Annotated in this window: 10 protein-coding genes; all 10 read right to left on the reverse strand. The window is 37.0% G+C overall.

The genetic code is table 11. The annotated features are described in order from the left end of the window. Window position 1: 1 nt before the first annotated feature. The gene (gene rfbC / locus EZY12_10280) at window positions 2-547 is read right to left on the reverse strand and encodes a dTDP-4-dehydrorhamnose 3,5-epimerase (GenBank protein QSX69922.1); all 546 of its coding nucleotides are present in this window, start codon (window positions 545-547) and stop codon (window positions 2-4) included. Window positions 548-612: 65 nt separating this feature from the next. Further along, entirely contained in the window at window positions 613-1458 is an 846-nt protein-coding gene (locus tag EZY12_10285) for a phytanoyl-CoA dioxygenase (GenBank protein ID QSX69923.1), read from the reverse strand. A 26-nt stretch (window positions 1459-1484) separates the two neighbouring features. Next, complete coding sequence (locus tag EZY12_10290) at window positions 1485-2303, reverse strand: phytanoyl-CoA dioxygenase (protein QSX69924.1); 819 nt, start codon at window positions 2301-2303, stop codon at window positions 1485-1487. A gap of 51 nt (window positions 2304-2354) precedes the next feature. Further along, entirely contained in the window at window positions 2355-3362 is a 1008-nt protein-coding gene (locus tag EZY12_10295) for a glycosyltransferase family 2 protein (GenBank protein ID QSX69925.1), read from the reverse strand. A 100-nt stretch (window positions 3363-3462) separates the two neighbouring features. Continuing rightward, a complete protein-coding gene (locus tag EZY12_10300) occupies window positions 3463-4416 on the reverse strand; it encodes a glycosyltransferase family 2 protein (protein QSX70616.1) in 954 nt (317 codons plus the stop codon). Window positions 4417-4628: 212 nt separating this feature from the next. Next, a complete protein-coding gene (locus tag EZY12_10305) occupies window positions 4629-5657 on the reverse strand; it encodes an SDR family oxidoreductase (protein ID QSX69926.1) in 1029 nt (342 codons plus the stop codon). 313 nt (window positions 5658-5970) lie between these two features. Then, window positions 5971-7182: an L-2-hydroxyglutarate oxidase gene (gene lhgO, locus EZY12_10310; protein ID QSX70617.1), complete on the reverse strand. Its 1212-nt coding sequence runs from the start codon at window positions 7180-7182 to the stop codon at window positions 5971-5973. Window positions 7183-7223: 41 nt separating this feature from the next. Continuing rightward, entirely contained in the window at window positions 7224-7997 is a 774-nt protein-coding gene (rfbF, locus tag EZY12_10315; GenBank protein QSX69927.1) for a glucose-1-phosphate cytidylyltransferase, read from the reverse strand. Window positions 7998-8682: 685 nt separating this feature from the next. Continuing rightward, window positions 8683-10875, reverse strand: coding sequence for a tetratricopeptide repeat protein (locus tag EZY12_10320; GenBank protein QSX69928.1), 2193 nt, complete (start codon window positions 10873-10875; stop codon window positions 8683-8685). Window positions 10876-10977: 102 nt separating this feature from the next. Beyond that, on the reverse strand, window positions 10978-11760 hold the full coding sequence (locus EZY12_10325; protein ID QSX69929.1) for a protein phosphatase 2C domain-containing protein: 783 nt from the start codon (window positions 11758-11760) through the stop codon (window positions 10978-10980). Window positions 11761-11801 lie beyond the last annotated feature (41 nt).

Genomic DNA, 11801 nt, shown 5'->3' on the forward strand with positions numbered 1-11801 from the left:
ATTAAACTCCTATTAAAATAGATTCTAGTAAAGGCCAATTGCGATCTTTATCAGACATTTCTGTTGCACTTAATGGCCAAGAAATTCCTAAAAGTGGATCATCATAACGCAAACCACGCTCATAACCAGGAGTGTAAAATTCACCCACTTGATAGACAACTTCTGCGCCATCTGTTAATGCTTGATAACCATGAGCAAACATTTCTGGTACATAAAGAGCGCGGCGATTTTCTGCACTCAGTTCTATACCAATATGCGCTAGATAAGTGGGAGATTCAGGACGCATATCAATAATTACGTCATAAATAGCTCCTTGAGTGCAGCGAATTAATTTTGTTTCGGCTGCGGGGAGAGTTTGATAGTGCATTCCTCGCAATGTGCCTTTTTTATGATTGAAAGAAAGGTTACATTGGGCAACTGTTGGTTTTAAACCATGAGCGACAAATTCATCAGCACAGAAAGTCCGAGCAAAAAAACCACGAGAATCAGGCTTTTCTTCTAAGTCAATAATGAAAGAACCAGCGAGTTTAGTAGAGGTGAAAATCATAAATTTACCAAAAGTTTTTATGCAAAATTAGAGAGGTTTTTAATTTGAGGTTTATACCTTTAATCCTATAGCGCAGCGTGGTGTAAGCTATGTTGAGGACTTATTTTGGGAAAGGTATCATCATGATATTGTGTACAAAGTTCAGGGCGTTTAGGAGCATTAGCTGTGTATGTAAAAAATAGTGTTGAACGCTCTTCGGTTCTGATAGTACCGTGATGTAAAATATTTCTTACATCTGCAAAAATCACAGTTCCAGCTTGACCAGGACATGATTTCCAAGCGGATTTAGGAATTATTTTCCTCATTTTTTCGTCATTAATTCCTAGAAAATTAGTCCGCCATAGTTGATAATCAACTTGATAATTTTTAACTTTTTCTAGAGCATTAGCTGGTAGTGATATATATTCAAATGGTCCATGTTTGTCCGTGACATCATTTAAATACATAATCACTTTAATCATCCGTCTATCTTCAGAATCTTTATGCCATAGTAAAGTTTCTAATTGTTTTTCATTCGGAAAGTCTTTCCGCACATGAACACCATGAAAGGCGATAGGTAAACCTATATAATTTTCAATGATGTTTTGTAGTCGGGTTTCGATTCCCCAATTGAAAAATTCTGGTAAATCTGTAACTGTATAGATTTGTGGTAACTTATATCCTGCATGAATATCTCTGGGATTTACCATAGTATCTACACAACTATTAGCAGTAGCTAACATTTTCGCAGTAGATGATAAACCTAACTCTTGTAAAGATGTAACGTAAACACCTGTTTTTTTGAGAGTATCAACAATTAATTTATCTTCTGAAGTAAGAACAGGTAATTTTTTTTTGTGTTTTCCAAGTGATCCTCGATAACTTAACTCAGAATTTAAAGTTGATATTTTGTCTTTAATTTTGTTAAGCATGACAGGAATTTCCTTCCTAGTTGAACTTAATTAACTTGTTTGGATAACTCCGGTTTGGGAAAAGTATCATCCCAATATTGAGTACAAAGTCCTGGTCGTTTTGGAGGGTTAGCCGTGTAGACAAAAAATAGTGTAGATCGTTCTTCTGTGCGGGCAGTTCCATGATGTAAAAGTCGGTTTGTATCGGCTAAAATTACTGTACCTGCTGCACCTGTACAAGATTTCCAAGCTGATTTGGGGACAATTTTATTTAATGTCTCATCATTAATTCCTTTATTGTGAATTTTGTAGTAAAGACGATAAAAATTCAGTCCCGAAGTAAAAGATGATGGTACATATTCAAAAGGTCCTTGTTGTTCGTCCACATCATTTAAGTAAATGATGATTTTTACAATGCGGCGATCTTCTGAATCCCTATGCCATAGCATTGTACTAAATTGACTTTGATTAATAAAGTCTTTGCGAATTTGGACACCGTGATAAGCAACAGGAAGACCAATATAATTTTCTAGAATATTTAGGAGTCTTTTTTCATTTCCCCATTTGAAAAAGTTAGGTAAATCTGTAACTGTGAAAATTTCTGGAGGATTTTGATCAGAAGATTTATAGTTAGACTTACCCATACTTGGTAAGAAAGTGTTTGCAGCATCCAGCAATTCTGAAGTTGAAGGTAATCCTAAATCTGCGAGTGTCGTTATACAAATACCTTCTTTCTTAAGAGATTCAGCAATTAAGCGATCGCCTCCTGTTAGTATAGGTAAATGATGATAATGTTGCCGAAGTTTAGCTCTATAAACCAACTCATCTTTTAAGACAGAAATTTTTTCCCTAACCCGATTAAGCACAGCACAATTTCCTTAATAATTAGATATTGTGATGCAACCCTAACGACCAATCTATGACTCATGTTGTCTCATCTCTTGAGGAGGAAATTCTTGTAATTCTGCTACTTTAAATTCTCTCATTGGGATGAATTCTAATGCTGCTACAGTAACTAAACCTAAAAAAGGAACTACTGTTTTTATAGCTGATATAGGCCATCTTCTCATCGCCCCTAAAAAGACTTTTAAGTTTACTTCGTGGTAGTTTTGTAAAAGCATCCGAGAACAATATGCTTTAGAATATCCCACTTCCCCAAGTTTTAAAATCACTTCAGGTATGTGTTGGTACTGCATTAACAGTGCAGATTTTGGCTCTTTTTGCCAATAACTAACACCCACAATACATTCTAAATAGACATCTTTAGTCACAATTACTTTGCCATTAGCCGCACAATACCCGGCTAAATATGCTAAAGATATCCAATTATTACTAGCAGTTGGCCAAATTTGCAGAGCGCGTTTAACTAAATCAGTCCGGTATACTGTAGCAGTCAGAAAAATTACTGCTCCTACACTTTTACTAAAACAATGTTCAAATATTGCTTTACCGTCACTTTCACCATCTTCACTATCCGCATCAAACCAGCGATTACCAACTATTTTTGGTGGATGTACTGCTTCACCCGTAATTTGATTTCGTCCAGAAAAATTCAGAAACAATAATGATAAATCATCAATATTTTTAATTTTCTCCATCACATAGGCAACTGCTTTTTCCTGAATTGGATCATCATCACCAATTGTCCAAACATATTTTGTGGTGACAGCACTTAGGCAATAAATAATGTTTCGCATTACGCCTATGTTTTCAGGATTTTTATTTGATTTAAATGTGATATTGTGGAGAATATTTTGCCATTTACTAATGATAGATTGAGTATGATCAGTAGAACAGTTATCAGAAACTAAAATCTCACACTCCGATTCAAATCCTCTAATGGCTTGAGACAACCAAGTTAATTGTTTATCTAGTAAATTGGCTCGATTGTAAGTAGGAATAGCAATAGTTAATAGTTTGTTCATGGTTTTTTACGCAAACAATATTGGTAGTTATTCTTGAGATGGTTAATACAAGTGGATTTTATATGTTATTTAATTACATGACTTACACCCCGCTGTACTATCAGATATCTATTTCTGATTTTTTAGCATTAAAATTCAGTTGATAGATGAATTTTCCTAATAATTTCAAGTAGGAAATGATAATATTTGTGGCTAAGATAGGCCATCTTCTAAAAGCGCCCAATAATATTTTCCAATCACTAAGTTTGAAAATATTTTCTAGAATCATCCGTTGACAAAATTTAGCAGAATATCCTAAATTTAATAATTTCAGATAAATCTCTGGTATATAAACATATCGCATCATTAATGACCACCGGGGATTTTCTTCTAAGGAACTAGCGTGCATTGTGCATTCCAAATAATTATCTTGGGTGACAATAACATTGCCATAAGCCGCACAAAATCCAGTCCAATATGCTTGGGATGCCAAATTTTTAGAAGAAGTAGTCCACTGTTGTAAAGCTTGCTGGACGAGTTCGGTTTTATAAATGGTAGCCGTCATGAATAGTACCCCACCAAAACTGTTCTGTAAATACTGTTCAAATACAGGTTTACTATTAGTAATGATTTCATCACTATCACTAGCAAACCAGTGTTTTACCAAAATTTTATTTGTGTGATGATCACGTCCACAACAGTTGAGAAACATTAAGTTTAAACTGGGATTTTTTTTAATTGTATTGACGACATGAGCCAGGGTTCTTTCCTGAATTGGATCGTCATCACCTACAGTCCAAACATATTTACTACTAGCAGTTTGAAGACAAAAACCAATATTTGGCATTAACCCTATATTTTCACGATTCCTATTTGCTATAAATACAGTATTACTAAAAACAGATTGCCACTTTTTTACTACTCCTGGTGTATTATCTGTGGAGCAATTATCAGAAATAACAATTTCACATTCCGATTCAAAACCTTTGATTGCTATTGCTAACCAAGCCAGTTGTTTATCTAACAATGCAGCCCGATTGTATGTAGGAATAGCAATAGTAAGTAATTTCTTCATCATGGTATGGTACTCAATTCTAAATAATTAGAATTTCACTTAGTAAAAATATGAACTTTGTTTGATATTTTCAAGACTTCCAGATCAAAGATATAGTGTGATTACTTGATCTTTGATATAGATGGTGGGCAATGCCCACCCTACATCTATTTCAAAAATCCCAGACAATACCTATATTTGATTTTTGCAAATTGCCTGAGTTTCTTGTCAATTTATTGTTGCTTCCAGAAAAAATCTTTATCAATTTGTTCTGTACGAATTAGATATTCTAATTGTTTCAAGCGAGTGAATCCTCTAAACAAGAAAGTATCTTCATTCATGTCAATTTGCTTGAACACATTTAATAGTTGTTCTGCCCCCAGTTGAGCATTCCAATCACACTTAAATCCAGGAAGAATCGTGTTAATCTTTTCAAAAGATACTCGATAGCTACGATTATCTGCACCATTATTACCAAAGGATAATTGACAACCTGGAAAAACATTGGCAACGATTTCTGCTATTTCTTTAACTCGATAGTTATTCGCCGTATCACCAACATTAAAGATTTGATTGTGAATAATATCTCTTGGTGCTTCTAAAGCACAAACAATGGCTTTGCAAATATCTAAGGCATGAACTAATGGCCGCCAAGGAGTACCATCACTGGTCATTTTAATTTCCTTGGTAGTCCAAGCTAACCCCGCCAAGTTATTTAAAACAATATCAAATCGCATTCTAGGGGAAGCACCAAAAGCAGTCGCATTCCGCATGAAAGTAGGTGAGAAATCATCATCAGCTAATGGTTGAACATCTCTTTCTACTAATGTTTTACATTCAGCGTAAGCTGTTTGGGGATTAACTGGTGATTCTTCTGTAATATCACCTTCACTAGCCACACCATAAACACTACAGGATGACATATAAACAAAGCGCCGGACACCCACAGTTTTTGCCAGATTAGCTAGACGAACTGAACCTAAATGATTAATATCATAGGTAATAGTAGGAGATAATTGTCCAGTCGGATCGTTGGATAATTCCGCCATGTGAACAATAGCTTCCACACCCTCTAAATCTTCAGGATTGATATCACGAATATCTTTATTGAGGGTTTTAGCTGTTACGTTAGTTCCATTATATAGCCAACCAACCTTATAATAACCAGTGTCAACACCAATAACTTCATGTCCTTTTTGCATTAATAAAGAAGGCAATAAAGAACCAAGATAACCTTCTGTTCCAGTTACTAAAATTTTCATGATGGTTAAAGTTTTTGATGTGTGAAATTAAGTTGCTTTTTGAAGAATCCGCAAATAAAATTCTCTTGTAGGGCGCGTCAGACTTAGAGAACTACACAAAAAAGATGAACTGCTTGTATGCAGCAGTGCTAGTCCCCTCCGGGATGCTCTCGCGTTCGCTATCCAATCTTGTGGGATGGGCATCTTGCCCGTCCTGGTATTATTAGGGGACTTTTCGTCCCGCACCACAAGAAATTTTGGGATATTTTTTTAATTGGAAGTCTCTTAGTTTTGTAGTAATTATTAACAGATTCTTAGAATCTGACGCACCTTACTAATATACTAAACTGTGCAAATGAGTTGGTTCTGGTATTTGCTGAACTATAGCTTTACCAATTTCCAAAGAAGAAGTTGCCGCAGGTGAAGGTGCATTACAAACATGAATAGAATTTTCACCTTCAACGATTAAAAAATCATCTACCAGAGAACCATTATTCATCAATGCTTGGGCGCGAACTCCTGCATGGGTAGGAATTACATCTTCCGCTTGGACTTCGGGAATTAGTTTTTGCAAACTTTTGACAAAGGCTGCTTTACTAAAGGAACGAATAATTTCTTGAATCCCTTCGTCAGCGTGTTTTGCTGCTAGTTTCCAGAAACCGGGATAGGTAATCACTTCGGCAAAATCTCTGAAGTCAAAATCAGTTTTTTTGTACCCTTCACGTTTGAGACTGAGAACTGCATTTGGTCCTGCATGGACACTGTTATCAATCATGCGGGTGAAATGTACACCCAAGAAGGGGAAATCTGGGTTAGGAACTGGATAAATGAGAGTTTTGACCAAATAGCGTTTTTCGGGGGTTAGTTCGTAATATTCGCCCCGGAAGGGAACTATTTTGGCTTGAGGGTTAACCTTACCTAATTTTGCAATGCGATCGCTATGCAATCCGGCACAATTGATCACAAATCGAGTTTCAAAACTGCCTTTGTTAGTTTCTAATACCTGATTTTTTCCACTGCGGGAGATTTTGAAAACTTGGGTATTGAGACGTAAATCTCCCCCTTGCTTGCCAATTAATTCCGCGTATTTTAAACAAACTTTTTTGTAATTAACAATCCCTGTACTAAATACCTGAACTCCACCGACACAACTAACATGAGGTTCAATTTCTTTAACTTCTTCGGGGCTAATTCTTTTAACAGGAATATCGTTTTCTAGCCCGCGGATGTAAAGATTTTGTAAGCGTGGTAATTCTTGTTCATTAGTAGCAACAATGACCTTCCCACAAACTTCATGATCAATAGCATGGTTTTGGCAAAATTCTACCATTGACCGACTACCATCACGGCAAAATTTAGCCTTAAAACTTCCTGGTTTGTAGTAAAGACCAGAATGGATTACACCGCTATTATTACCAGTTTGATGAAATGCCCATTCACTCTCTTTTTCTAACACTAATATTTTGGCATTTGGATAGCGTTCGCCTAAAGCCATGGCGGTGGAAAGTCCCACTATTCCTCCACCAATAATCGCAAAATCATACAGTGAATTCATTTTTTAAATTTTAAATTTTGAATTTTGAATTTTTACCACACTTGCCAAGGAGCTTGACCACTTTTCCATAGATCCTCTAGATAGTTTTTATCTCTTAATGTGTCCATTGGTTGCCAGAAACCATCATGTTTGTAAGCAGATAATTGTTCTAAATCAGCTAACTTCTCTAATGGTTCTTTCTCCCACACTGTTGAGGTATCAGCAATAAAATCAATTACTTGTGGTTCTAGGACAAAATAGCCGCCATTAATCCAAGCGCCATCACCTTCAGGTTTTTCTTTAAAACTGGTAATTTTAGTTTGTTCTTGTCCTAGAGAAATTGCCCCAAATCTTCCTGCTGGTTGTACCGCGCTGAGTGTTGCTAATGTCTTTTGTTCTTGATGGAATTTAATTAATTCTGTAATATTAATATTACTTACACCATCACCATAGGTAAAACAAAAGGTTTCATTGCCAATATGTTCACGAACTTGCTTTAACCGTCCACCTGTCATTGTATTATCACCTGTATTTACTAAGGTGACGCGCCAAGGTTCAGCATATCCAGAATGGACATTCATTTGATTGAAACGCATATCAAATGTCACATCTGACATATGTAAAAAATAGTTGGCAAAGTATTCTTTAATGACATACCCTTTGTAACCGCAACAGATAATGAAATCATTAATACCGTGAGCAGAGTAAGTCTTCATTATGTGCCAGAGAATTGGCTTACCACCAACTTCAACCATTGGTTTGGGTCTGATACTGGTTTCTTCACTTAACCTTGTACCCAGACCTCCTGCTAAAATTACTGCTTTCATGTAGTTACCTCAAAGATTTGCAGGTGGTTTATAATTTAAATTGATTGAAATGAAGAGAATGCACAATAATTTTTTCTTTCTCTTGATTCGGTAGATAAATATAATTTAACTGTAAATTTCTAGAAAATGATAAAGAACAAATAAACTAAGATATTTTATATGTAAAATATTTCTAGCAGGAGTCAAAATAATCTAACCCGTTAAAAAGAGCTAAATAATAATAGTTAATATGATATCCCTGACTTCACTAAGAAATCAGAGATATTTGTTTTTGTAATTAAAATTACTACAATATAATGTGGGTTAAATAAAGTACAAAATTTCCGAAAAAAGACAGCTAGTTCCTCCTTCTGACTTGTGTACGGGCGTATTGCTATACGCCCCTACTTCTAACTCATCTACGGGCGTATTGCTATACGCCCCTACTTCTGATTTGTGTACGGGCGTATTGCTATACGCCCCTACTTCTAACTCGTCTACGGGCGTATTGCCATACGCCCCTACTTCTGATTTGTGTACGGGCGTATTGCCATACGCCCCTACTTCTGATTTGTGTACGGTCGTATTGCCATACGCCCCTACTTCTGGCTTGTGTACGGGCGTATTGCTATACGCCCCTACTTCTGACTTGTGTACGGGCGTATTGCTATACGCCCCTACTGACTCTTTACCCCCAATGTATCAATTACTTTTTTCCAGTTATAATTGGGTTAGACAATAAACTGTCACATTTATTAGCGACTACAATACAAATGCTACTGAGAGACTGTTGATAATTATCCATATCATTTTCCTCTTGAGAAACTTTAGCGGCTGCTTCTAAATCTGAAACTGCTCGCACATGGTTTTTATCAGATATGCCTGCTCCATATTGTGCTAGTTCATAGTAAGCCATACCACGTTTCAGATAAATTTTAGCCAATCGGGGATTGATTTTTAATGCTTCTGTAAAATCAGCGATCGCTTGTTTATATTCTGCCGCATAATTATTGCTATATTGAGCCATTTGATAACGAACTAAACCCCGTTGAAAGTAAGCATCTACTTTAGAAGCATTGAGTTTAATTGCTTTAGTAAAATCGGCAATTGATTTTTGGTATTCCTGAAAAGAATTATTGATGTATTTGTTAATTTCAAATCGGACAATACCCCTTCGGATATAAGCTTCCGCATCATTTTCATCTATATTAATAGCAGTATTAAAATCAGCGATCGCTTGTTTATATTCTTTATTAGGATCATTACTATAGTCAGCCATCATATAATAAGCATTACCGCGATTTATATAAGCTTTAACTTCTTGGGAGTTTAGTTTTAAAGCTTTATTATAATTAGCTAATGCGCCTTCATAATCATTCAAATTGTATTGGGAATTACCCAAATTTATATAACCTTTAGCAGATTGGGGATTCTTTTTAAGAGCCTCAGTAAAATTGACAACTGCTTGTTGATAGTCTTGCTGTTGATAAGCAGTATCACCGCGCTGATAGTAATCCGAAAAAGAAAGATTTGTCAGATTAGGAGCTTGATTAGCGGAACGAGGCATCAAACTTTGTTGAGTGTAAGGATTTTGGGAAACAAAAGGACGGGTGAATTTAATCATTACATCTAAATAGCCCAAAATACCCAATCCCACCACACCAAAAATCACACCATATACCTTCGGGTTTAATTTTTGACGAGAGGGAACAGGATAAACCCGCTGGTTAGAAGTTGGTTGCCAATGATATACCGGAGACTTTGCTCTGAATGGCTGGGTAATCCGTGGAGTAGGAATATAGCGACGTTTAGATTTAGGTTTTTCCCGTGGTTGCAGATGTTGTTTAGAAGCGATCGCCGATACTGAGGGAAACGGATCTCTCCCACCTAATCGTCTAGTCCGTTCACACCAAGGACATTTATCCAAATGATTATGATAAAGATGCTGGGGATTAGCCGGACAAGTCTCCAAACTCTGCTCCACCGCAGTTAATGCCGACAACCAATTTTGAGCATTAGGGCGTAATCTGGGATTGTCATGACCTTCTTCAAAACAACGCACAAATAAATCCTGCAAACTGGGATGAAGCAGATCCCAACGCGGAGAAATAGGAGTTGGCAAATAGGGAACCTGTTTCTTTTGACTATAGGTAAAATGACCAGAAAGTATCCGCCCCTGATAAGTCGGAGGTTCCATCCCACCTTGAAATATCCCAGAAAACGGGTGCGTTCCTTCCATTAATAATTGGAAAATCAGTACCGCCAACCCAAACAAATCATGAGAAATTTCCCGGTCATAGTCAGCAAAAGTTTTATTCTGTAATTCTGGAGGCGTATATTCAGGCTTACCCACAGAACAACGATAAACAACATTCTCTAATGGTTCGGTCACTTGGAAGGAGTCTGTATCTACCAACGTCACCAAAGCCGTATCACTAACCAAGATATTTGACTCATTCACATCACCAATACAGTAATGGCTGGCGTGCAAAGCCGCAAAAGCCGCCGCCAGGTTACGGGCAGTCCGCAATAAATACTGATAATTAAACAATGGGCAATTTTGTCGGCGAATCCCTGGATTATAAAAATCCATAATTGGTCGCATTCCCCGAATTCTGGGCATCACAAACCCAACAATCGTATCGCTACCATCTGCCGCCTGCAACAACTCCTGCGGCCAAGCAATGGCAATATGCCCTAAATTGTCCGTCGGATTAACTGGGGGATTAGCAAGCATCGCCCGCAGTTTTTGGGCATAAGAGATAGTTGGTTTGTGATAGATTTTCGCTACTAAATTATGATCCGATGGCACTGCATATATACAAGCTTCACCACCATGTCCTACACTGACAGAGAGGTTAAGAATTTCCGGGTTGGGAAGACGACGTAGTACCTGCATGGCAGAATTAAGGTGATGTGAAGTGATTGGAATCAGTCAAAAGCTTAGAAAATTCAGAAGATAGCTAACACCACGCTGTTTTTAATCCCTAATTAATAAAACTTATGAGTTGATAAACGCAGCTAAAATTAGGGTCAAATCATCATCAGTCCGCTGGGTAATCTTCTCAGAGCTTAAAAACCTGATTAAATGTTCTTTTGCTAATATTCTATCTTCAGCATTGGCAACAAACTCAAATAATGGGAAAAAGAAAGGTTTGTGAGGTTCACCAACAATCATATTCAAAGCTAACATCTGCAAACCATCAGTCAAAACACCAACATTCACAATCTCTTCCCGCAATATTTTAATTTGTGCTGTCTCCACAGCATTAACAGATGTTAAAAAGGTCGTTTCATTGATATATTCACCATTACTAGGGATGGTTAACGCTATCAGGTTGCCCATACTATTCCTAGCTACGGCCAAACCATCACCAATTTGCGCTACCGCGACAATTTCTGGTGTAGCAATCATGAGAATTAAGGTAGTTGCTAAATCTTGAGGTTGATGATGACAAACATCCGCCTCAGTTTCTATGGCATTGCGGGCTACTAACATGGTATCAGTTAGCAAATAACGCAAAACATCATCATTAGCAAGGGTATCACTGGTAATCTCTTGGCGAGAAAGATGTTCTATTGCCGTTTCTACCGCAATCATTGATCCCACCTTTCCTAGTTTAGCAGAACCAGCACCATCTGCTGCTGCTATCACCAACACATTATTTGCCAATAGCTGCCAATGGTGAGCATCCTGACAAAGTTGCTGGTTTTTGGAGTGACTAGTTCCGCATACAGATGCAGCTACTATCCGCCATTGAGAAATCTGTTTTGATGTATTCATATAATTTTTTTTCCACAGCTAGTTCAGTTTAAACAACAAGC

The organism is Dolichospermum sp. DET69 (genome assembly GCA_017355425.1).
Classification (GTDB): Bacteria; Cyanobacteriota; Cyanobacteriia; order Cyanobacteriales; family Nostocaceae; genus Dolichospermum.